Annotated in this window: 22 protein-coding genes and 1 pseudogene; 13 read left to right on the top strand and 10 right to left on the bottom strand. The window is 42.3% G+C overall.

All coding sequences use genetic code 11. The annotated features are described in order from the left end of the window. A pseudogene (locus BACCELL_RS27735) lies at positions 1-173 on the bottom strand (sodium-dependent transporter); the annotation flags it as partial. 104 nt (positions 174-277) lie between these two features. On the opposite strand from BACCELL_RS27735, the gene BACCELL_RS05785 reads away from it, so the two are divergent. After that, a complete protein-coding gene (locus BACCELL_RS05785) occupies positions 278-670 on the top strand; it encodes a VanZ family protein (protein WP_007210677.1) in 393 nt (130 codons plus the stop codon). Between the two features lie 10 nt (positions 671-680). Here the strand turns inward: BACCELL_RS05785 and BACCELL_RS05780 are convergent, their stop codons facing one another. From BACCELL_RS05780 to BACCELL_RS05770, 3 genes are all read right to left on the bottom strand, one after another. Next, positions 681-1,979, bottom strand: coding sequence for a UDP-N-acetylmuramoyl-tripeptide--D-alanyl-D-alanine ligase (locus tag BACCELL_RS05780; protein WP_007210676.1), 1,299 nt, complete (start codon positions 1,977-1,979; stop codon positions 681-683). A gap of 100 nt (positions 1,980-2,079) precedes the next feature. Next, complete coding sequence (locus BACCELL_RS05775; protein ID WP_007210675.1) at positions 2,080-4,101, bottom strand: tetratricopeptide repeat-containing sensor histidine kinase; 2,022 nt, start codon at positions 4,099-4,101, stop codon at positions 2,080-2,082. 77 nt (positions 4,102-4,178) lie between these two features. Then, positions 4,179-6,146 (bottom strand): ATP-binding protein, encoded by a 1,968-nt coding sequence (locus BACCELL_RS05770; RefSeq protein WP_007210674.1) that lies wholly within the window; start codon positions 6,144-6,146, stop codon positions 4,179-4,181. 125 nt (positions 6,147-6,271) lie between these two features. Between BACCELL_RS05770 and folP the strand changes: the two genes are divergently transcribed. The 5 genes from folP to BACCELL_RS05745 all read left to right on the top strand — a co-directional run bounded on the left by folP (position 6,272) and on the right by BACCELL_RS05745 (position 11,474). Next, a complete protein-coding gene (gene folP / locus BACCELL_RS05765) occupies positions 6,272-7,138 on the top strand; it encodes a dihydropteroate synthase (RefSeq protein WP_044153401.1) in 867 nt (288 codons plus the stop codon). 66 nt (positions 7,139-7,204) lie between these two features. Continuing rightward, complete coding sequence (cdaA, locus tag BACCELL_RS05760) at positions 7,205-7,969, top strand: diadenylate cyclase CdaA (RefSeq protein ID WP_007210672.1); 765 nt, start codon at positions 7,205-7,207, stop codon at positions 7,967-7,969. A gap of 103 nt (positions 7,970-8,072) precedes the next feature. Next, complete coding sequence (locus tag BACCELL_RS05755) at positions 8,073-9,611, top strand: TldD/PmbA family protein (protein WP_044153399.1); 1,539 nt, start codon at positions 8,073-8,075, stop codon at positions 9,609-9,611. Next, positions 9,611-10,930: a TldD/PmbA family protein gene (locus BACCELL_RS05750; protein WP_007210670.1), complete on the top strand. Its 1,320-nt coding sequence runs from the start codon at positions 9,611-9,613 to the stop codon at positions 10,928-10,930. The genes BACCELL_RS05755 and BACCELL_RS05750 overlap by 1 nt, the downstream gene beginning before the upstream one ends. 79 nt (positions 10,931-11,009) lie before the next feature. After that, entirely contained in the window at positions 11,010-11,474 is a 465-nt protein-coding gene (locus BACCELL_RS05745; protein WP_007210669.1) for a cupin domain-containing protein, read from the top strand. Positions 11,475-11,494: 20 nt separating this feature from the next. Here BACCELL_RS05745 and BACCELL_RS05740 read toward each other — a convergent pair whose 3' ends face one another. Both BACCELL_RS05740 and BACCELL_RS05735 read right to left on the bottom strand, forming a co-directional pair. Next, the gene (locus tag BACCELL_RS05740; protein ID WP_007210668.1) at positions 11,495-12,751 is read right to left on the bottom strand and encodes a cupin domain-containing carboxymuconolactone decarboxylase family protein; all 1,257 of its coding nucleotides are present in this window, start codon (positions 12,749-12,751) and stop codon (positions 11,495-11,497) included. A 27-nt stretch (positions 12,752-12,778) separates the two neighbouring features. Continuing rightward, complete coding sequence (locus tag BACCELL_RS05735; protein ID WP_007210667.1) at positions 12,779-13,285, bottom strand: cyclophilin-like fold protein; 507 nt, start codon at positions 13,283-13,285, stop codon at positions 12,779-12,781. Between the two features lie 400 nt (positions 13,286-13,685). On the opposite strand from BACCELL_RS05735, the gene BACCELL_RS05730 reads away from it, so the two are divergent. Beyond that, positions 13,686-13,988 (top strand): helix-turn-helix domain-containing protein, encoded by a 303-nt coding sequence (locus tag BACCELL_RS05730; protein WP_007210665.1) that lies wholly within the window; start codon positions 13,686-13,688, stop codon positions 13,986-13,988. Between the two features lie 30 nt (positions 13,989-14,018). On the opposite strand, the gene BACCELL_RS05725 is transcribed toward BACCELL_RS05730, so the two are convergent. From BACCELL_RS05725 to BACCELL_RS05710, 4 genes are all read right to left on the bottom strand, one after another. After that, complete coding sequence (locus tag BACCELL_RS05725) at positions 14,019-15,062, bottom strand: GNAT family N-acetyltransferase (protein WP_007210664.1); 1,044 nt, start codon at positions 15,060-15,062, stop codon at positions 14,019-14,021. Between the two features lie 76 nt (positions 15,063-15,138). Next, positions 15,139-16,056 carry a DUF2156 domain-containing protein gene (locus BACCELL_RS05720; protein ID WP_007210663.1) on the bottom strand — a complete coding sequence of 306 codons (918 nt, stop codon included), beginning with the start codon at positions 16,054-16,056 and terminating at the stop codon, positions 15,139-15,141. A gap of 54 nt (positions 16,057-16,110) precedes the next feature. Further along, positions 16,111-16,806: an LrgB family protein gene (locus tag BACCELL_RS05715; RefSeq protein ID WP_007210662.1), complete on the bottom strand. Its 696-nt coding sequence runs from the start codon at positions 16,804-16,806 to the stop codon at positions 16,111-16,113. Then, positions 16,803-17,141 (bottom strand): CidA/LrgA family protein, encoded by a 339-nt coding sequence (locus tag BACCELL_RS05710; protein WP_007210661.1) that lies wholly within the window; start codon positions 17,139-17,141, stop codon positions 16,803-16,805. The genes BACCELL_RS05715 and BACCELL_RS05710 overlap by 4 nt, the downstream gene beginning before the upstream one ends. A gap of 308 nt (positions 17,142-17,449) precedes the next feature. On the opposite strand from BACCELL_RS05710, the gene BACCELL_RS05705 reads away from it, so the two are divergent. The 6 genes from BACCELL_RS05705 to BACCELL_RS27275 form a co-directional block, all read left to right on the top strand. Continuing rightward, the gene (locus BACCELL_RS05705) at positions 17,450-18,133 is read left to right on the top strand and encodes a hypothetical protein (RefSeq protein ID WP_007210660.1); all 684 of its coding nucleotides are present in this window, start codon (positions 17,450-17,452) and stop codon (positions 18,131-18,133) included. A gap of 31 nt (positions 18,134-18,164) precedes the next feature. Continuing rightward, a complete protein-coding gene (locus BACCELL_RS05700; protein ID WP_007210659.1) occupies positions 18,165-18,959 on the top strand; it encodes a hypothetical protein in 795 nt (264 codons plus the stop codon). Positions 18,960-18,999: 40 nt separating this feature from the next. Further along, positions 19,000-20,547, top strand: a complete 1,548-nt coding sequence (locus BACCELL_RS05695) for a hypothetical protein (protein WP_007210658.1) — start codon at positions 19,000-19,002, stop codon at positions 20,545-20,547. Positions 20,548-20,677: 130 nt separating this feature from the next. Further along, a complete protein-coding gene (gene pta / locus BACCELL_RS05690) occupies positions 20,678-21,694 on the top strand; it encodes a phosphate acetyltransferase (protein ID WP_007210657.1) in 1,017 nt (338 codons plus the stop codon). 22 nt (positions 21,695-21,716) lie between these two features. Further along, a complete protein-coding gene (locus tag BACCELL_RS05685; protein ID WP_007210656.1) occupies positions 21,717-22,919 on the top strand; it encodes an acetate kinase in 1,203 nt (400 codons plus the stop codon). A gap of 182 nt (positions 22,920-23,101) precedes the next feature. After that, positions 23,102-23,489, top strand: a 388-nt coding sequence (locus BACCELL_RS27275) for an alkaline phosphatase (protein ID WP_007210654.1), incomplete at its 3' end; no start/stop codon positions are given.

Genomic DNA, 23,489 nt, shown 5'->3' with positions numbered 1-23,489 from the left:
GGAATTCCCAATATAAGTACACATGCTAAGTAGATGAGAATAAACGCAGCACCGCCGTGATTACCTGTCTCATAGGGAAATCGCCAGATATTACCCAGACCAACCGCGGAACCTGCCGAAGCAAGTATGACACCTAATTTGCTCCCAAAATTGGCTCTGTCATTTTTAGTCATAAAAAAGTAGATTTTTCTTTCATTTCGTTATTATTCTCTACTAGAACATGCAAATATAGAAAATGTTCTGTACTTTTGCGCACAAATCGTTCATAAATTGAGATATGCTATACTATATTAAGAAATATCCGGTATCATTACTGATTATACTGACGGTAATCTATTTGTCGTTCTTTAAACCGCCTACCACCGATTTGAGCAATATTCCTAATATTGATAAAATCGTACATGTTTGTATGTATTTAGGGATGTCTGGTATGTTGTGGCTGGAGTTCCTGCGGGCGCACCAAAAAGGAGATTCTCCATTGTGGCATGCATGGGTAGGAGCGTTTGTCTGTCCGGTATTATTTAGTGGAATGGTAGAATTGTTGCAGGAATACTGCACTACTTATCGCGGAGGCGATTGGCTTGACTTTGCTGCAAATACAACAGGAGCGCTGATTGCTTCGCTGATAGGATATTTTGTATTACGTCCGCGAATGGCAAAGAAACAATAATGGTGATTGACTATAAATAATCAATCACCGTACTCAGTTTAATCCCGTTCGACCCTTTGATTAGGATCGTTTTTCCATGAGGTTTGCTTTTCTGTAAAACTTCGATGACTGCCGGGGCATCCGGGTAAGTCGGGAAGTTATGCTTTGCGGCGGCGAATTGCTCTCCTACCAGCATTACATCCTTGAAACCACATTCTGCCAAGAAGTCTGCAATTTTCTGATGTTCTTTCGGACCATCCTTTCCCAATTCCCTCATATCCCCCAATATCAGCATTTTATTTTCAACTTCCATATTACGGAAGTTGCTGATTGAGGCTTGCATGCTAGTTGGATTAGCATTGTATGCATCGATAATCAGTGTATTGTCTGCTGTCTGCTTCAGTTGTGAACGGTTGTTCTGCGGGGTATATTCTCGTAGTGCTGCATCTATTTTCTCCGATGCTACCTCAAAGAAGTGACCGATAGTAACGGCAGCAAGTGCATTGGCAAAATTATATTCACCGATTAGCTGTGTTTTTACTTCATGAGATTCACCGTCTTTGCCTGCTCTCCATTCAAAAATCAGATAGGGAGAATTGCCCGTAACGTGTCCGTTGACGTATAATTCATCCGCACTTCCATAAGAAATCAGGTTCAATCCCCGAGCCATATTCCTCAGATATAAATTATCGTGGTGGATGAAGATAGTAGAGTTTTTACGTTCGCGAAGATAGTCATACAGTTCGCCTTTAGTCTTGATGACCCCTTCGAAAGAACCGAAACCTTCCAGATGTGCTTTTCCTACATTCGTGATGATTCCGTATTCCGGTTCGGTAATGTCCACTAATTCTTTGATGTCACCCGGGTGGCTGGCTCCCATTTCTATGATGCCGAGATCGTGCTCTGCTCTTAGTCGTAGTAAAGTAAGGGGAACACCGATATGATTATTCAGATTTCCTTGTGTATAAAGTACATTGTATTTTTTAGAAAGAACAGCGGCCATTAGTTCTTTGGTAGTTGTTTTTCCATTAGTCCCCGTGATGCCGATAATACGTGTACCTATTTGACGGCGGTGATAGTTGGCTAGTTCCTGTAAGGTATGCAGACAGTTGTTAACTAATATGTAGTGTGAATCTCCGGCGAGTGCATATTCGGCTTCATCTATTATAACATAGGCACTTCCCGATTCTAACGCTTTGGCTGCAAAAGCATTTCCATTGAAATTGTCACCTTTTAGTGCGATGAATAAAGAACCTTCAGGGCAGTTGCGGCTGTCCGTAGTTACACTGGTACATTCCAGAAATATCTTGTATAGGGCGGTGATATCCATAACTATCTCCTTTTTGAAACGTTGTTATTTTCTGTTGTATAAAAACGTTGCAAAGATAGGTATTCTCCGCTACAGTGATACATTTACAATGAAAATGTTTTTATTCTTTCAAAGGCAAAATCAGAATAAAACGGGAACCTGTGGTATAAGTTGAATCAATGGTGAGGCTACCTCCCATCTTCTCTGCAATCAGGCGACTAATGGATAAACCTAATCCGGTGCCGGGCATAAACGTATCCAGTTTGTTGAAACGTTCGAAGACAGATTCTTGTTTCTCTATCGGGATGCCTATACCTGTATCGGTTACGCTAAAAAGAATCATCTTTTCTTCTTCACGAATGTGATATGAAAGAGAAATACTGCCATGTGTTGTGAACTTTGCTGCATTTTGCAAAAGACTCATTAGAACCTGTGAAATGCGTTCGGGATTAGTCTGCATGGAGAAATTTTCCCGTTCGGGAGTAAATATGAGTTGCACATTAGGTTTCAGATAGGAATATGTCTGATCTATGCAAGTTTGACAAACACCTGTAATGTCTGCAATGGTTTCCGCAGGGATGTTTTGTTCTCCATCCAGATAAGAAAGGTCGAGAACATCATTGATCAGTTGCAGCAGGTTAGTGCTATTTTGTTCAATGATATGGGCGTACTCCTTGGTGTCCTCATTGTCACCGTAGTAGCTGCTAAGTATTTGTGAGAAACCTACGATGGAATTGAGTGGCGTACGTATCTCATGGCTCATATTTTGTATGAACTCCGATTTCATACGACTCCCTTCTTCCGCTTGTTCTTTAGCATATTTCAGATCTTCCTGCGAGCGGATCAGTTGCTTGTTTTTCTCGCTAAGCTGCTTCTGAGAGATGCGTAGGCGTCCATTGAGCAAATGTTCGCGATAGAAAATAATGAATCCAAGACTTAATAAAATAATCAGGAAGATGATGATACGCTGTTTGTTTGCCAGGTCGCGCTGTTGGACTTGTTGCTGCAATTCGCTTTTCTCCAGATTCAAACGTTCTACTCCCAACATGGCAGCAAATTCTCCTGCGGCAATATCTTCATTTGTTATTTGAATTGAATCATTTAATGTATAATAGTCTTGATAGCATTGTGCTGATTTGGATTTGTCACCCATTTTATAATATATCGATGCGCGTTTGCGCATAGCTTCCACTTTGTACCTTTCATTCGGGTTAAATGTCGCAATGATGTAATCCAAAACTTCTAATGCTTTCTCGAATTGCTTTGTTTTTGTATAGTATTTCTGTAGGATCTCATAATATTCTTCTACATTCTTCTGTACTTCTTTCTTTGAGAGAAACAATTCTTTGGCTTTTTGCAAATTTTTCCAGGATTGGGAATAGTCTTCAATAAAAAGGTAATATTGGGCAGCGCGTACATAATAGTAATACTCTTGTGTACTGCTATAGAGGCAAGATGCGCTTTTATTGAGATTTTCCAGAGCGTTATCAGCTTCTCCTAATTCGCAGTAGAGGTTTGTTAACCCTGAATAGTAGATGGATAAATTGAATTTATTCAGATTGTATTGCAAAGTGATTTCTATTTCCTTTTTTTTGTTGTTGATAGCCAGATTAAATAACCTTTTAAGTTGGTAGATAGAACTGAGAACATTGTAGGCGTTGGCTATGCCATCCATGTATTTTTCCTGTTCCGCTTCTTTCATCATTTTGTTAGCTTCGTATAAGGCTATGTTATACTGATATTGCTTGATGTAGTAATATATAAGCCTTTTACTCCAGACGAAGTAGTAATATTTAGGTTGATTGGTTTTTCTTGCGAAATCCTTTACTATTTCTACATAGTGACTGATACTGTCCGGTTGGTCATTCTTGTAATAAAAGTAGTCCAGTTTATTGCATAGTGCTACGGCTTGCATACGCTGGTCTCCTTTTTCCTCTGCCATTAGGAAAAGGGTATCTGACATTTGCATAACGATGGGAGAACTCACCTCGGCTTTGCAACGCATATAGTAAGTATACAATGTACTGTCTACATTGTACTCTTTTTGTGTGTCTCTTTGCTGTCCTTGTATTGGAGAACTGAACAAAATACCAAGACCAAACAAAAAGATGAAAATAGAGAGGTACGGTTTTCTTGTGTTCATTACTGGTTAAACTCTTTTTGCAAATTTAGCTTTTCTTCGTTGGAAGAAAAAAATATTATAACACTTTTTAGTGTCTGTTATATCGGAAAAACCAGTATGAAGCGACATCCGTCTGTATATTGCTCATCAAGTACGAGTTTGCCACCCATTCTTTCCATAATGAGACGGCTGAGAGCAAGTCCTAATCCGGTGCCTTTTGAAAATGTATCTAATTTGGCAAATCGTTCAAATACAAAATTTTGTTTGTCTTGAGGAATACCAATACCGGTGTCGGTGATACAAATCATGATTTGTTTTTGCTTGGGAAGAATGTGCCAACTGAGTATAATGCTACCTTTTTCTGTAAATTTTGCTGCATTATGGAGTAAATGTAGTACTACCTGACCAAGACGTGCCGGATTTGTGCACAGATAGAGTTCGCTCTTTTCCGGTTGATAAGAAAGAAGGACTTCGGGCTTTACCAAGCTTTTTGCACTTTCTATACATTGTAGACAAAATTCGTTTAGCTCGATTTTGGTTTCTGTAAGAATAGTAGTGCCATTGTCAAGGCTGGATAACTCCAGTACATTGTCTATCAATTGAAGCAGATGATTACTACCTTGTTCGATGATAGTTGTATACTCTTTCGACTCTTCGTCTTCTTCGGAAATCTTGCTACTGAGTATTTGCGAGAAACCAACTATGGAATTGAGTGGGGTACGTATCTCATGGCTCATATTCTGTATGAATTCTGTTTTCATGCGGCTGGCGCTCTGTTCTGCATCTTTGGCACGCCGCAGAACTTTATTCAGTCGGGTTTCGCGAAAAAACATAATACCGACAATTACTACTATGATACATAATAGAATGATGATATGCCGGCGTGTTTCCAATTGTATTTCCTGATTTTTCTGTATTAACTCCTTATTTTCTAAATTAAGATGTTCCATTCCCAAAATGGTTGCAAACTCTCCTACAGCTATGTCTTCCTGGGCACTATTCAGTGAATCACTGAGTTCAAAAGCTTTTTCATAACTCTCAATCGCTTTCTGATAGTCCTTTTTAGCAGTATAGATAGCCCCACGTGTGCGGTATAGTGTTGGGGTGATAAATCCGTTTTGGCTCAGCTTTTCAAAGGCTTGTTGGAATATCCTCAGGGCTTTATCGTATTCGCCGGTTTCTATGTAGTAATTGGTTTCAATTTCCAGTAGATTAGTAGCACGCTTAATACGCAGTTCGGTATTCTTGCTGAAAAGTTGTGTGGTTTCTTTTAGTGTTTCCCGGGCTTTGACCATATCTTTGGTGTGAATATAATAACGAAGTAGTCCGCATAAATAAGCTCCTTGGTTTAGTTCATTTCCAATATACAATTTACTTTCTTCAAGAGCCTTCCAAGCCTTTGCAGGTTCGTTGGTGCGGAGGTAGCAGTTACTTAATTCAAGATATTTATTTGTCATATTATATTTATTCAGGTTGTATTTTAATATGAGGTCTATCAGTTTTTGCGCATATAAAGTGGCTTGTTTGTAGAGTTCTTTACTCTGATAGATGCGCAACAGTGCTTGGTAGCAATTCTGCATACCATCGATTTCTTCCCGGCTTTCCGACTCTTGTTGCATCTTGTTGGCCTCATAGAGGGCCAGGTTTAATTTCTTCTGTTTTGTGTAGTAAGTTATGAGGCGGTTGGCCCAGGCAAAATAATAATATTGAGGTTGATTGGTTTTCCGGGCAAAGTCTTTGATGGCATTGGTATACGATATCAGGCTGTCCTCTTGGCCTTCAAAGGACGGACCAAAATAGAAATGATCTGTTTTGCTGGATATGGCGACTGCCTGCATACGCAAATCTCCTTTTTCTTTGGCCATAAGGAATAACGTATCGAGCATCTGCATGACAGAAGGAGATTTTATTTCTGCCTTACAATGTTGATAATATACAAATAATGTACTGTCAACATGATACTTTTCTTGTTCGCTTGTCTGTTGCCCGTGGATATGTCCGGGAATAAGCAACCAGAAAAGTAGTAGAAAAAGAGAGACCAGTCCAGTCGTTCTGCATGCTTCCATAGTTTACTACTTCTATCTATTGGTTGTTAATCCTGAGCAAAGTTAACTTGTTTTTTTGTATTTAATGTATTTACGATAATCTTTTTTGGTTACATTTGCAAAGTATAAACGAAAAAGGATTATCCATGGAAACATTATCCTCTAAATATATTAACGTCAACGGTTCTTTGCTCGACCTGTCCGTTCCCTGCGTCATGGGAATATTAAATATTACTCCTGATTCTTTCTATGCCGGTTCGCGTATGCAGACTGAGGCTGAGATAACTGCGCGGGCACAGCAGATCTTGGATGAAGGTGCTGGAATTATAGATATCGGTGCATATTCTTCCCGGCCGAATGCGGAGAATGTTTCTGCTCATGAAGAAATGGAACGTTTGCGTATGGGATTGGAAATCTTGCGTAAGACACACCCCGGAGCTGTTATTTCTGTTGATACTTTCAGGGCAGATGTGGCACGGATGTGTGTGGAAGAATATGGAGTGGCAATCATCAATGATATTGCTGCCGGAGAGATGGATACGGATATGTTTCGTACAGTGGCTGAACTGAATGTGCCTTATATTATGATGCATATGCAGGGAACCCCACAGAATATGCAGAAACATCCGCACTATGACAATGTTTTGAAAGAGGTCTTCTTATATTTTGCACAGAAGGTGCAGCAATTACGTGATCTGGGTATGAAGGACATTATTCTTGATCCCGGTTTCGGTTTCGGTAAGACTGTAGAACATAACTATGAACTTCTGGCGCATCTCGAAGAGTTTCGTGTCTTTGAGTTGCCCTTATTGGTAGGTGTCTCCCGTAAGTCGATGATTTATCGTTTGTTGGGAGGTACTCCGCAGGATGCATTGAACGGAACAACAGTACTCGATACGATTTGTCTGCTGAAGGGTGCTGATATTCTCCGGGTGCATGATGTACGAGAAGCTGTGGAAACGGTGAAGATTGTGGAGGCAATGAGAAGGAATGGTGATAAAGTGATGGAGTGATAAGTGATAGAGGAAGGGCACTTGGCTCATAAATCATAAATTATAAATCATAAATCTTAAACTATTGTGTTTTTTGATATTGGAGTAAAAGATATTATCGATGTTTTGCTGGTTGCATTTCTGCTTTACTATACGTATAAGCTGATGAAAGCTTCTGGCTCCATCAATGTGTTTACGGGTATCCTGATATTCATATTGATCTGGTTGGTAGTGTCGCAGGTATTGGAGATGAAGTTGCTCGGTTCCATCTTTGACAAGTTGGTGAGCGTGGGTGTGGTAGCACTTATCATCCTCTTTCAGGATGAGATACGGCGTTTTTTACTGACGCTTGGTTCACATCAGCATGCCAGTGCATTGGTACGCTTTTTCACCGGGAATAAGAAGGAGAATATGCAGCATGATGAAATCATGCCGGTGGTCATGGCATGTATCAGCATGGGTAAACAGAAAGTAGGAGCTTTGATTGTAATTGAGCATAATTTCCCGTTAGACGATGTGGTACGCACGGGTGAAGTTATCAATGCTGATATCAACCAACGTTTGATAGAGAATATCTTTTTCAAGAATAGCCCTTTGCATGACGGTGCAATGGTGATCAGCAAGGGAAGGATCAAGGCGGCAGGATGTATTTTACCGGTATCACATAATCTGGATATACCTAAGGAACTGGGATTGCGCCATCGTGCGGCGATGGGTATCTCTCAGGAATCTGATGCATTGGCTATTATCGTTTCCGAAGAAACCGGTTCCATTTCCGTAGCTTATAAGGGACAATTCCATTTGCGCTTGAATGCGGAAGAATTAGAAAGCCTGTTGACGAAAGAAAATTAGTTTCAGTTGTGACAAAATGATATTAAATTGCGTCTTATATACTGAAAACATATTTTATACAAAGAATATAACTTGATTATTAGCAATCTTAAAGAATAAAAAGATGGATAGACGGAATTTCTTACGGATGGGTAGTCTGGCGGTATTAGGTTCGCTGGCTGCTCCGTCGCTTGCCTTACCTGATACGGTACGGGGAGCTTTGGGAGGCACGGATAACAAATCTGCTGTAGCTGCGGCTATGAAGCATTTCGGTGTAACGGAGGCAGACCTGAAGAAGGTGCTGACTGCTGCACTTGAAAAAGGTGGGGATTATGCGGACCTTTATTTTGAACACTCTTTTAATAATGCTGTAGCCCTGATGGACGGTAAAGTGAACAATTGCAGTTCAAATATTGACTTCGGTATGGGGGTACGTGTATTAGCCGGTGACCAAAGCGGTTATGCTTATGTGGAAGGTGTGACGTTGGAAGAAATGTTGCGTGCTGCACGTACGGCTGCCCGTATTGCTTCTTCCGGTAAGGCTGGAAAGCCTGTCGCATTTAAGGAGAAGACGATTGAAAGAGACCGTTATTCTGTAGTTACTCCTTGGGAAGAAGTAAGCCTGAAGGAGAAAATGCCTTATCTGCAAAAGCTGAATGATAAAGTCTTTGCGTTGGACAATCGTGTACGTAAGGTGCAGGCTTCTTTGAGCGACAACACAACACATGTGCTGTTCTGTAATTCAGAAGGTGTGACTTACTATGATTACCGTCCGATGGTATCCTATATGGCTTTCTGTATTATGGAAGAGAACGGACGTATGGAAAATAACTACGCCACTCGTTCCTATCGTAAAGGATTTGAGTTTATGACGGATGATATCATCGAAGTGATAGCTCGCGAGGTTGTAGATAATACAGCAATCATGTTTAAAGCCATTAAACCTAAAGGTGGTGAACTCCCTGTGGTGATGGCATCCGGTGGTTCGGGTATCTTGTTGCACGAAGCTATCGGACATGCGTTTGAAGCTGATTTCAACCGTAAAAATGTTTCTATCTTTGCCGATCAGTTGAACAAGAAAGTATGTAATGAACATATCAGTGTGGTAGATGACGGTACGATTCCTTTCAATCGTGGTTCTGTAAACTTCGATGATGAAGGTATAGAAGGACAGAAGACTTATATCGTGAAGGATGGAGTATTGACCAGTTATCTGCACGACCGTATCAGTTCTAAACATTACGGTGTGGCTCCTACCGGAAACGGACGTCGCGATACTTTCCGTAATGTACCTATTCCTCGTATGCGTGCCACGTATATGGAAGCCGGAGATATGAAGGAGGAAGATATCATCTCTACTGTAAAGAATGGTATTTATGCACAACAATTCACCAACGGACAGGTGCAGATTGGTGCAGGTGACTTTACATTCTTCGTAAAATTCGGTTATATGATTGAAGACGGTAAGCTGACACAACCTATCAAAGATATCAATATTATCGGTAACGGACCCAAAGCATTGGCAGACATCACGATGGTGGCAAGCAATGACCAGATCGATAACGGTACGTGGACATGCGGTAAGGACGGACAGTCTTGTCCGGTGACCTGCGGTATGCCTTCGGCTTTAGTAAGTAAATTAACTGTAGGAGGAGAAAACTGATGATAACAGATAATAATAAAAAACTGGCTCAATGGGCGATGGATTTCGCTTTGAAGAATGGTTGCCAGGCAGCCAAAGTTGTATTGTATGCCAATTCAAACACTTCTTTTGAATTGCGTGATGCTAAGATGGATCGTCTGCAACAGGCTTCTGAGAGTGGCATGGGAATTAATGTATATGTAGATGGGCGTTACGGTAATTATTCTACCAACCGTTTGGATAAGAAAGAACTTGAAACATTTATCAAGAATGGTATCGAGTCTACCCGTTATCTGGCTCCGGATGAATTCCGTGTATTGGCAGATCCTGCCCGCTATTATACAGGTGGCAAACCCGATTTGCAGATGTTCGATGATAAGATCTTTGGTATCAATCCGGATGATAAAGTAGCTTTGGCCCGTGCTGCCGCTGGAGAAGTTATGGGTAAGAATGACCGTATCATCTCAGTAGAGACCTCATACAGTGATGGTGAGAATTCTTCTTACCGTCTGATGAGTAATGGTTTTGAAGGTGAATCCAAATCAACCTGGTATTCAGTTTCTGCCAGTGTAGCCATTAAAGGTGAGGGTGAAGCCCGTCCGTCTGATTATTGGTATGGAAGCTCCCTGTTCTATGATAAATTGCCTAAAACAGATATCGGTTCAGTAGCACTGGAACGTGTATTGCGTAAATTGGGACAGAAGAAAGCTAAGTCTGGTAAATATACAATGGTGGTTGATCCGATAAATTCGGGACGTATGCTGAGTCCTGTATTGAGTGCTCTTTATGGCTCCTCTTTGCAGCAAAAGAACTCTTTCCTGATTGATAAACTAGATCAGAAAGTATTCTCGGATAAGTTGACTGTAATGGATGATCCGCACGTGATAGGGGCTAACGGTTCGCGTTATTTCGACAACGAAGGTGTGGCAACGGAACATCGTCCGATCTTTGAGAATGGTGTGTTGAAGACTTACTTCTTTGATACTTATAATGCCAAGAAGATGGGTGTAGCTCCTACTATTAGCGGTCCGTCACGTCTGGTACTTACTCCGGGTGATAAAGATCTTAATGGTTTAATTGCTGATGTAGCGAATGGTATCCTTGTTACCGGTTTGAATGGTGGTAATAGCAATAGCAACACAGGTGATTTCTCTTACGGTATCGAAGGGTTCCTTATAGAGAACGGTAAGTTGACGCAACCTGTCAATGAAATGAATGTTACCGGAAACTTCCTGACGCTATGGAATTCGTTGGCGGCTATCGGTAATGATGCTCGCACGGATCGTAGCTGGCTGGTTCCTTCATTAGTGTTTGAAGGAGTTGACTTCAGTGGACTTTAAGAGATTCTAAATAAAAGAAATCCCGCTTTTCTATGATGTTTATCACGGAAGAGCGGGATTGATTAATAATAATATAGGTATGAAAGCAATTGACTGGATAAACCATCTGAATATGAGTCGCCATCCTGAGGGTGGATACTACAAAGAAATATTTCGTTCCGAAAAGCTGGTTGATAACGATAAATCAGCCATGACTTCCATTTATTACCTGTTGGAAAATGAAGATAAATCAGCTTTCCATAGACTGACTTCTCCCGAAGTATGGTACTACCATGCGGGATATCCCCTGATGCTACATGTGATCCATCCCGATGGTAGATTAGTTACTCACTTGATGACTGCTGACTTTTCGGGCGAACAGCAGGTTGCCATTGAACCCGGATGTTGGTTTGCAGCTGAATTGCCTTCGCATTTCGGATATGCATTGGTCAGTTGTGCCGTTGCTCCCGGTTTTACCTTCGATGATTTTGAGTTGGGTACGTTCAATCGTTTATCGAAACTTTACCCGGATCATGAAGATTTGCTAAAACGGTTGTGTCAATAAAGGATTTATGGAAGAAAGTGTCATGCTTTTTTTATAATATCCAGTACCTTTATTGCAGCCGGAAAACCGATATAAGGCATACATTGTATGATGGCAGCAGTCAGTGTTTCCTTACTGTTACCTACTTTCAGATTGGCTTGCAGATGTGATTGTAGTTGGGGCTCTGCACCAATTACAGTCAGTACGCAGAAGGTCAATAATTCACGTGTTTGGGTATTCAGTCCGCTTCGGGTTTGGAAATCTCCGAAATGAACTTCAGTCAGGAAACGTGCTACGTCGGCTCCCATGCCGCCCGGAACGTCTTTCAGTAATTCCTTCATAGCCTCTCCGTAAAGCGGTTTTTGAATAGCAAGACCTTTCTCCAAGCGATCTTCTTCTGTCACTGTCTCCTGTTTTTCCAAAGGTAACTTGATACCTCTTTCCGTGAATGTGGAGTTTATTGCACCCAATGCATTCAATACTTTGGGGAAGCCGATAATGGGGGCGCACTGATAGATAGCCTCGCGCAGTTCTATAGGAGTTACCCCTGTGTTTAGTGCAGCTCCGGCGTGACTTTTAAGCTGTGGCGGTTGCTGCATGGCGGCTAATGATACGCAAGTAATCATCTCACGGGTTTTTATATCCAGATCACCTGTGCGAAACACTTCTCCAAAGATATATTTCTGAAGTATATCCATCATTTCCGGATCTGTTCCTCCTCCGGTCAAAGCTTCTCCACCGAATAGTTGGGTGTAGTTCTCTTTGCATAATTCAATTCTATTCTCATCCTTTCCATTCTTACTGTTTCTGTCTTTTACAGCTTCCGCGTATTCTTCATCATTCACCACCTCAAGCCAGGTGTTCTGATTCGTTTGCGGATTGCACGCTATGGCAAGGTGTGAGAACCAACTGTCGGGTGCGGCACCGTGCCAATGTTCTACGTTGGGAGCGATTTCTACTACATCGCCGGGCAACAGGCGGCGTGCAGCCTTTCCGCGTTCCTGATAATAGCCCACACCACCTACGGCAATCAGTAGTTGTCCGCCTGTGTGGCTGTGCCAGTTATTGCGGCAACCGGGCTCAAACGTAACGTTGGACATCGGTACATTTAATTCTTTGCTGGTAGTCAAAGGTGCCAGCCAGGATTTACCTGTGAAATACTGTGCGTAGCCAGTATTCTCTTCCCCTACCGGGAAGTCACTGATTTTTGGAACTTCTGTTTTCATATCTTGTGCGTTTATATTGCCTGTACCGATTAAAACAACCGTTATGGCAATGATTATTCTTTTCAAATTCATAATATCTTGTTTTTATGATGGTAGATTCTATTGTCTTTCAATCTTCACGACTACATTGCCTGCTACGTCAAAAGCTTCTATTCCGTTTCCGTCGATGCGTCCCAAATGTATCAGTTCGCTGCTATGACTTCCACTTTTATAAAAGAGAGCGACGTTTCCCCAGGGAGCATATAAATCAATATCTCCACGGGATGGAGTATGTCCTTTGGGAGCACCTTCTGTGTTGAATGCAGGTTCCGGATAAAATATCTTTTCAGCTCCGGCATAGTCATTCATAGTAACTTCTATAGGCAGACGTGACAGGAAATCACGAGCTGTAACATTGTCTTTCATCGTTGCGGTAACTTCACGGTTACCTACGGTTATTTTAATCTTCATACTATTGTCTTCTGGTTTATTATCTTCGTCACCATCATTTTCGGGAGTTTTCGGTTGTTCAGTTTCCGGTTCTTCAAAACCATTGGGAGAATTGCTGCATGCCATTATTGTAAGGGCAAACAATAACATTACTGGAAATAAGAATAGCTTTTTCATATTACTTCTTTATTAAATCAATATTTATTGGATTTTATATTCGCTTCATTCACAATGCAAAATTACCGAAGATACTCCGTAAACGTTGTATACAGATTACAGATAAAAGTAACTGAATTACTGTTTTTACCGGTTAGTGGGATTAATTTAGAATAAGAAAGGAATAGGAGTTAAGCTGCCAAGCCGCCACTTTTATTTCTTTTCCCTACTACCGTTAAGGAGAAGTCATGCATCTGCTTATTCTTTCCACCGTGGAAAGAATAGACAGATACAGGAAAGCTCGCTAATCTTCCTCAGACAGGAACTTAAGAGATGCCGGTTTAGTGGTTGGTGATTTAAGTTTCCTTGACTTGTAACTCCGGGAGCAAGGTGGGAGATATAGTCTGTACACAAATTACGGATGGCTGTTTTTTTTGCCGGACGGGTACAGCTGAAAGGACTACCTACAGCCAGCCATTGTGCAGAACAACTTAAAATGTCTTCTTCTTATTTCGTGGATTTGCTGAAACATGATACAGGAAAGACCTTTCATGAATATGTGCAGTTTAAACGTATAGAGATTGCGAAGAACTGGTTGATAAAGACTGATAAATCAATTCTTCAGATTGCAAATGGGCTGGGATTTTCTTCTTCCAGATATTTCAGTTTGTTATTTAAAAGAATAAGTGGTTGTACTCCTGACGAATACAGGCAGCCTAACTAAATAGAACTAAGTTAGGCTGCCTGTATTTGCTTAGTTTAGCATTAAACTCATATATGCTCGTTCCGAAGCAAAGATTTTTTCTGTTAATTGCCCGATGGTTAGTCGCTCGTGTGCACCCGGAAGTCGTCTGTGGCTATACATACATTTCCCTTTATTCAGATAATAATAACCGTTATTGGCTGAAAGTTCATTATCAATGAGGTCAATGTTCATTTCCTCTTCAGGATGTGCGGCTGCATAAAGTTGCAGTACAGGTTTGGCTTGAATGATGCGTATCATGCCCAGATCGAAAGCAGATTGATCTTTAACAGGGGGCATGATGATGTCGAGGCTTTCAGTCTGCATGTCTTGACAAATGCGGGTGAGTAGCAAACGTTCTGCTTCGGGAGTATCTGCAAATAATTCATTTATAAACAGTTTAGAAGCTTCTTTATCGGGATATACAATGGCAAGAGCGGCGATTCCAAATTCATCCGAAAGAGTGAAAATACATCCACGGTTTAGGTTGAGGTCGGCCAGTATGACGTGGAAGTCAGCTTTTGTATGTTGCAGGCAGCAAGGGCGTTCCTGCATTTTACGACTCATATATTGATAGACATCTTCATCATAGTCTGTGTAAGCCTGAAAACACCAGCCTGTTTCGGCAGATGAAGTGAGAGAAGAAGTATCCGTTTCACTGGTTGGTAAATGAAATGTGCGTTTACCGTAACGGAAGGCCGTTGCGTAACCTACACGTGCGTAATAGCCAAATAGCCAAAGTTCGGCAGGAATAAGGGTAGTAAATGCGATATTATTACGATACATACGTCCGAATGCCTGAGATAGCAATTCTCGCATAACGCCCCGGCTACGGTAGTCGGGGTGAGTGCATGCGCCCGAAATATATGCAGTCGGTACGCTATTGCCATGAAAAGTGATCGGATAGGGAAGCATCTGTAAGGCGGCAATGACTTCATCACCACTTTCGATGGCAACATTCACTTCGCTGTTGTAACGAAGGTTAAAGTACATATCCACAAACTCGTCATTATCATTAAAACAAAGCTTCCATAGCTTCTTTACCTTTTCGCGCATTATTTCTATCTCCTATTCAAATGCTTACTATCTTTATTAACTATTTATTACTTGCTATTAACTGCTTTAAAGAATCTTACCATTTCACCGGATCTACAGGGATATCTTTCAGGCAAGCCATATATTTTTCCAGGATAATCACCGGCTGGTAGGACAGTTTGGCTTTGCGTAGTCCTTCGATACCCAAATCTTCTTCCCGGTTGATATAAGTATATTGTTCGGGAATATGATTGGCAAATTCATAATTTATCATGGTGTAGGCACCATCAATTGTGGTATCTGCTTTTTCTACATGCACGCCGAAAGTATCCTGGTTGATGGGCATACCGAAAGTGAAAGCTACAATTTTACCATCTACATGAAGAATACCTCCCGTCAGACCAAGGGCATCGAAGTTATGCAGCGCATAGATAAGGGCACGGCGTTCGTTACCCGTACCTTCGTGCTGGTCGCAGTTGTTCACTTTGCACCATTCGGCTTCCAGATCGAGACATTCCTGTATACGGTCGGAAGTGAGAGGAACATATTCATAATTGGTATAGGTCCGACGGAATTTATTGAGGTGGTTTCGTTTAGCTTGGAATTTCTTACCGGCCAATGTGGCAAGGTCGGTCCGAAGATATAGGTAGTCGGCATAATCCCTGTCCGCTTCGAAATGAAATTTGTCAGGCATAATAGCTTCCAAGTCCGCCCGCATGCCGGTACATACTCCGAGCATACAGAAACGTTCACCTTCCAGGTTGGCATCTTCTATCATGTCTTCCAGTACTTTCTTTAAATCTCCACTTCCGACGGGCATCATATATACCAGTTTCTCCCCTGCCCAGAATTTCAGTACCAGGAAGCCGTCCTGCACGGCAAACTGGGTGTCGTAAAGGAAACGCCAGCTACAGAGGTTAGAGAATGAAAGGTCACAGTTACGTCGGGGACTCTGCTGTGTATAAGATGTAATGAGTTCTTTGTCTTTAAGTTCAATGTCTTTAAATGATATCATATCGTCGTTTTCGTTAGTTTCAATATAAAGAATAACAAAGATAAAGAGAAATTGTTATAGCAACCCCAATAATCGTAAAATAGTTGGCGTAAGCAGGGCGGTGAAGATGCCATTCAGCGTAAGTCCGAGACTGGCGTAGGCCCCGTATTTACTGCTGATATCCATAGCTGTGGAAGTCCCCACAGCATGGGCGGCAGCTCCCAGGGATAATCCTTGGGCAATGGGGCTCTTAATACGCGTTAGTTTTAGGGTCTTTATTCCGATGATACTACCCAGCAATCCAACGCAAACCACTACGGCAGCCGTCAGTGCCGGAATACCCCCTAATGTATCTGCCACTTCCATAGCAATGGGAGTAGTGACGGATTTTGGGGCCAATGAATAGATTATCTCTTGTGGTGCTCCCATCAGTTTGGCAATCACCACTACGGAAACTACTCCGATGATGCAACCCGCCAGTTGTGAAAGCAGGATAGGGACCAATTGCTTTTTTATGGCTTCCAACTGTAAATATAGAGGTACTCCAAGAGCTACTACTGCCGGTTTCAGCCAGAATTCGATGAGATATCCGCCTTTGTTATAGGTTTCGTAACTGATATGCGCCATTTTCAGAAAGATAATCAGGATGGCGATAGTGAGTAAAATGGGATTAAGTAATAAAATACCAGTTTTCTTTTGCAACAGTTTTGAAAAGAAAAACACGCCGAAGGTGACGGCTAACAAGAAGAATTCGTTGTCTAAGTAACTCATTTGATTTTGCGTGCTAATTGATGAACCCACCCTGTAACGATTAAAACCAGCAGGGTGCTAACTAAAGAAGCTATGACTATCGGCCAGAACTGGGCAGCGATAATGTCAAAATAAAGCATGAGGGCTACACCGGGAGGAACAAAGAAAAATCCCAAATTAGCAACCAGGAAGTCGGACAATCCCTGCACCCATTGCAGTTTAATCCAACCCAATTTCAGAAAAAGGGTGAGCAACAGCATACCTACGATGCTGGACGGAAGCTTGATATCCGTAAGAAAAACAACCAATTCACCCAAAGCCAGGCATCCGAAAAGGATGGCGCATTGACGAATCATACTACTATTACCTATTTATTATTATTAAACTCAACTTCCTTTGGCTGAAAGGAATTAAAGGAACTGTCACTTCGCTGAAACTCTCCTAATAACTAATCAGAAGCTGAATTGTTTACTGAAAACGCTGCAAAGTTAGGCATTTTGTAGTTTGGCTGTCACTGTTTCCCGTGATATTTATTTCCATTTGTTTCAGGGCAATGAAAAAAAAAGACGTGATATGGATATTATTAGAAATATTTGCCTATTTTTGCGATAGCGATTGTATATAAAGTTTCAAGAGAAATATTAATCTTTTAAACAGGAAGAATATGAAAAAGAGTTTGTTCATTAGCGCTTTAGTAGCGTTTGTTATGATGTTTTGTGTAAATGTGAATGCACAGGAAAAAGCTACTGGTAAGGCTTATAAAGACCTGAAAAAGCAGGAAAAGGTATTGGATAAGGAATTGCAGAAGAAAGCTATCAAAGAAGCTCGCAAAGAAGCCAAGAAACTGGAAAAAGAAGGCTTTAAGACTCCGGTAGGAAAACTGCCTTTGGCCAAGCAATTGGAAACAGCTTGGGAAAAACAAGCGGAATTGGATACTGAAGGTAACCCGTATTGGTACATCGCTTCTTCCAGAGCGGTAGGTGGAAATCAGTCGGCTGCTGCTTTGCAAGCTACCAATGCTGCAAAAATAGACCTGGCAGGTCAGATTCAGACCAAAGTTTCTCAATTGATCGAAGCGAAAGTTGCTAATGACGACATGGGACAGGAAGAAGCAGCCAGTTTGTCAAGCGTAGTTGCTTCCAGCAAGAGTGTAATTTCTGCTACACTAGGTCGTACGATTCCTTTGGTAGAAGTATACAAAACTTTACCTAACAAGAATGTGGAAGTAATGGTTACCATTGGTTACAGCATGCAATCAGCTAACCAGGCTGCTGTTCAGGCTATCCGTAAAGAACTGGCTGCCAAGTCAGAAGAACTGGCTAAACAGTTGGATAAACTGGGCTATTAATTAATTCCATTTTCTTAAAAACAGATGGTGAATGAATAGGAACAACCTGATTGGGTGGATATTCCTTGTGATATGTACAATAGCTGCTCCGCTGCACGCCCAGAATTCCGTAAAGGTGAAGGGTGCGCAGGGGCGCTGGCAAGTGAGTGAGGAGATCACGCTGAAAGAAGCGGAAGAACGCGCCTTTATGGAAGCGAAGAAAGAAGCCTTGCGCAAAGCCGGTGTCATGGAGAATGTGTGGTCCGTATTCGGACAGATTTCCCAGGAGAGCGGCACGGAGTTTCACGAGGCATATTCACAGATGAACGTACTTGCGATTGGGGGAATGGTGAATGTTACCAACAAGAAAGTAGAGGAAGTGTGGGATACGAATACCCGTAGCCTGTATAAAGTGGTAACTATCGATGCCGTTGTGCAGAAAGAAGAAAAAGTGGATAAGTCGTATGCGCTGGAAGTGAAGGGCGTAGCGAATTTATATAAAGAAGGAGATGTATTTACCTGTACGTTGAAAGTGCACGGCACGGACTCCTATCTGAAGTTTTTCTGGTTTGACAGTACTGGCGGCGCATTGCTCTACCCTAATACTTACGAACCCAACACCTTGTTGCAGGCCGAAAAGGAGTACAGTATTCCTTTCAGCAATGCGGTGGACTACCGCATGGAAAAGCAAGGAAAAGAAAGTGAGAAAATCAACATGATGATGGTGGCTACCAAGGAAAACATTCCTTTTACGGACGAGGTGACTTATCAGAATGTGTTGAAATGGGTATACTCCATTCCTAATGACAAGCGTTGTGCCTTCTACGACATGATACTTATCAAGTAATACATGTTTTTATTTTAACTTCTCTAAATCTATTGTACAGATGAATAAGATGAAGTGTTTTTCTGCTGCTTTAGTTGCCTTCTTTTTGTCGGCGACACACTTGTGTGCGCAAGACATTGAGAAAGAATTCGATGATTTCGCAAAGCAGCAACAACAAGAGTTTGAAGATTTCAAGAATAAGGCGGACGCGGAATTTGAAACCTTCTTGCGGGAAACGTGGCAGAAGTATGAAGCATTTGCTGCGATTCCGGCTCCTGAACGTCCCGAACCACCCAAACCGGTAGAGTTTGACAAGACAAAGCCGACGATGCCGCCGGTGAATATTAAACCTGCTGCTCCGAAGGTGCCGGATGCTCCTGTGCCCAGTATGGGAGAGAAGGTTCCGGTGGATGTGAAACGTCCTGACCTGCCTGCCATTGAGGATAAACCTGCTCCGGGCGTATATGTACCGGGTAAGCCTTATACTCCTGTGTTGGTTGAAGTACCTCTTGTAAAACCGGGGAGTACGGTGTATCGCACTCCTGTAGAATTTTACGGTACTTCTTTTGAAGTTGCTCTGGAAGCTGCGGACGATCTTTCTCTGAAAGGTAATCGTGAGTCCGATGTGGCGGATGCCTGGAAAGCTATTTGTAAGAGGGATTACGAGCAGATGGTGAAGGATTGTATGACCATCAAGAAGGAGAAGAACTTGAGCGACTGGGCCTATCTGTTGTTTACGAAACAGATTGGAACACAACTATATGGTGCCGGAAATACGAATAATATTGTATTCTTGCAGATGTTTCTTCTGAATAAATCCGGGTATAAGGTACGCCTTGCCAAGATTGACGACCAGTTGAAGTTGATGGTTGCACCTGCCGGTACTATTTACGGTACACCTTATCTTACTATAAGCGGTAATAAGTATTATGTGTTTGAACCGACACCGGGAGGTTCGATGGGGATTTATACCTATCGTCAGGACTTTGCCAATGCTAAGAATTTGGTATGCCTGAATATAGAGGGTGTTCCCGCTTTCTCCATGAATGAATTTGAAAAGAGTCTGACTTCTTCTACAGGTGCTGTGAAAGTACAGACACAAGTGAATAAGAATCTGATAGACTTTTACTACGATTACCCCCAGTGTGATGTCGTGATTCACTACAAAACACCGATGAGTGAGGAATTGCGTGCTTCCCTTTATCCGCAACTGAAAACCGCTATTGCGGGTAAATCGCAGAAAGAGGCTGCCAATATTCTGCTCAACTTTGTGCAGACTGCTTTTGAGTACATGACGGACGGGGAACAATTCGGCTTTGAAAAGCCAAACTTCCCGGACGAAACATTCTATTATCCTTATTGTGACTGCGAAGACCGCGCAATGCTTTACTCTACTTTAGTGAGAGATTTGCTTGGTCTGGACACTATCTTGCTGGATTATCCTAACCATATTGCTTCGGCTGTCCGCTTTACCGAGGACATTCCGGGAGACTATGTGGTACTGGATGACGGCAGTAAATATCTGATTTGCGATCCCACCTATATCGGAGCACCCATCGGTGCCTGCATGGACCAGTACAAACAAGTGGCTCCAGAAATCATCCGTTAGTGTTAAATATTATAATAATTGTAGTTCGGGGCATAAAAATGCCCCGAATTGCAATGTTGATATTGCAAAATTGTGTACTTTTGCGGCGTGAATAACACGTCTACTGGATTTTTATACACAATTTATATATATGCAGAGATTAATTAATGAAATCGTTGAGCGTGCGAAAGCCGACCGCCAACGTATTGTTCTTCCTGAAGGAACGGAAGAACGCACCTTGAAAGCTGCCAATCAAATTTTGACAGACGGAGTTGCTGACCTGATTCTTCTGGGTAATCCGGATGAAATTAATGCTTGTGCAACAGAATGGGGACTTGGAAACATCAGCAAGGCTACAATCATCGATCCGGAGAATCATCCGAAGAAAGAGGAGTATGCGCAATTGCTTTGTGAACTTCGCAAGAAAAAAGGCATGACTATCGAAGAAGCTCGTAAGTTGGTAGTTAATCCGCTCTATCTGGGCTGTCTGATTATTAAGAATGGCGATGCTGACGGTCAGTTGGCAGGTGCACGCAACACCACAGGCGATGTACTTCGTCCGGCATTGCAAATCATTAAGACAACTCCGGGCATTACTTGTGTATCCGGTGCAATGTTGTTGTTGACGCATGCTCCTGAATATGGAAAGAATGGTATTTTGGTAATGGGGGATGTAGCTGTGACTCCGGTGCCCGATGCAGAACAGTTGGCTCAGATTGCTGTTTGTACAGCTCGCACGGCTAAGTCTGTAGTAGGCATGGAACCGAAAGTGGCAATGCTCAGCTTCTCAACCAAAGGCTCTGCTAAGCACGAAGTTGTGGATAAAGTGATTGAGGCTGTAAAGATTGCACATGAGATGGATCCCGACTTGGCTCTCGACGGTGAATTGCAGGCTGATGCTGCATTGGTTCCGGAAGTAGGTGCCAGCAAAGCTCCGGGTTCTGCAATTGCAGGAAATGCGAATGTATTGGCGGTTCCGAGCCTTGAAGTAGGTAATATTTCTTATAAATTGGTACAGCGTTTAGGTCATGCAGATGCGGTAGGTCCTATTTTGCAGGGTATTGCCCGTCCGGTGAACGACCTGTCACGCGGTTGCTCCATCGAAGATGTTTATCGCATGATTGCAATTACTGCCAACCAGGCTATTGCAGCAAAGAATCAAAAATAACCATTAAATCTGAATATATAAAATGAAAGTCTTAGTATTGAACTGCGGTAGTTCGTCCATCAAATACAAATTGTTTGATATGGATCATAAAGAAGTGATCGCACAGGGTGGTATTGAAAAAATAGGCCTTCAAGGCTCTTTCCTGAAGTTTACTTTGCCTAACGGTGAGAAGAAAGTTCTGGAGAAAGATATTCCCGAACATACCGTAGGTGTGGAGTTTATTCTGGATACACTGACCAGCCCTGAATTTGGTGCTATCAAATCTTTGAATGAAATCAACGCAGTAGGTCACCGTATGGTGCATGGTGGTGAGAAGTTCAGCGAATCTGTGTTGCTGACACAGGAAGTCCTGGATGCTTTCACGGCTTGCAACGACCTGGCTCCGCTTCACAATCCTGCTAACCTGAAAGGCGTAAACGCCATCTCTGCCATATTGCCGAATGTACCGCAGATCGGTGTATTCGATACAGCGTTCCATCAAACTATGCCGGACTATGCTTACCTCTATGCCATTCCTTACGAATTGTATAAGAAATATGGTGTGCGTCGTTACGGTTTCCACGGAACTTCTCACCGTTATGTTTCACAACGCGTGTGTGAGTATCTGGGAGTGAGTCCGGAGGGAAAGAAGATTATCACTTGCCACATTGGTAACGGTGGTTCTATCACTGCTGTTAAGGATGGTAAGAGCATAGATACCAGTATGGGATTGACTCCGCTGGAAGGTCTGATGATGGGTACCCGTAGTGGTGACATTGATGCCGGTGCTGTGACTTTCATCATGGAAAAAGAGAACCTGACTGCTGCCGGTGTATCCGACTTGCTGAATAAGAAGAGCGGTGTAAAGGGTATCTTCGGCGTATCCAGTGACATGCGTGAATTGGAGGCTGCCGTTGCTGCCGGTAACAATAAAATGGCTGACCTGACCGAAAAGATGTATTTCTATCGTATCAAAAAGTATATCGGTGCTTATGCTGCTGCTTTGGGTGGCGTAGACATCATCGTATTTACCGGTGGTGTAGGCGAGAACCAGGCTTCTTGTCGTTCCGGTGCATGCGAAGGTTTGGAATACATGGGCGTGAAGCTGGATCTGGAGAAGAACAAGATTCGTGGCGAAGAAGCAGTGATTTCTGCTGAAGATTCTAAGGTGAAAGTTGTAGTAATCCCGACTGATGAAGAACTGATGATTGCTTCGGATACAATGGCTATCCTGAACAAGAAATAATCCTTTTAAAGTAGATAGCGTCGCAATCGCGATGTAACAATAATGCCGGAAGCAATGCGGATTGCCTTCCGGCTTTATTTTTTTAACAATATCTGCTCCGGTCACTGGGGTAAATTCCTTATCTTTGTTTGTCATTTAAGAGAAAGCGACATTTATTCAAACTACTTTAAATATACCAACTTATGAAACGATTCATGTATGTATTGCTCTTTGTTCTGTTGACAGGCGCGACGTATGCGCAACAGGCAAAGTATGTATTCTATTTCATCGGTGATGGAATGGGAGTAAACCAAGTGAACGGTACGGAAATGTACCTGGCTGAACAGGAAGGACGCATTGGCGTGACGCCGTTGCTGTTCACTCAGTTTCCGGCTGTAGGTGTTGCCACTACTTTCTCTGCCACTAATTCGGTTACGGACTCTTCCGCTGCCGGAACTGCATTGGCTACCGGAGTGAAGACGTATAATGGTGCCATCGGTATAGATGACCAGAAGAATGTGATTCAATCAGTTGCCGAAAAAGCGAAGAAGGCCGGGAAGAAAGTCGGTGTAACTACCAGTGTCAGTGTGG

The sequence above is a fragment of the Bacteroides cellulosilyticus DSM 14838 genome, assembly GCF_000158035.1.
GTDB classification, from domain to species: domain Bacteria; phylum Bacteroidota; class Bacteroidia; order Bacteroidales; family Bacteroidaceae; genus Bacteroides; species Bacteroides cellulosilyticus.
The sequence above is the reverse complement of the archived record's forward strand: the minus strand, read 5'-3'. Positions and strand labels throughout refer to the sequence as shown.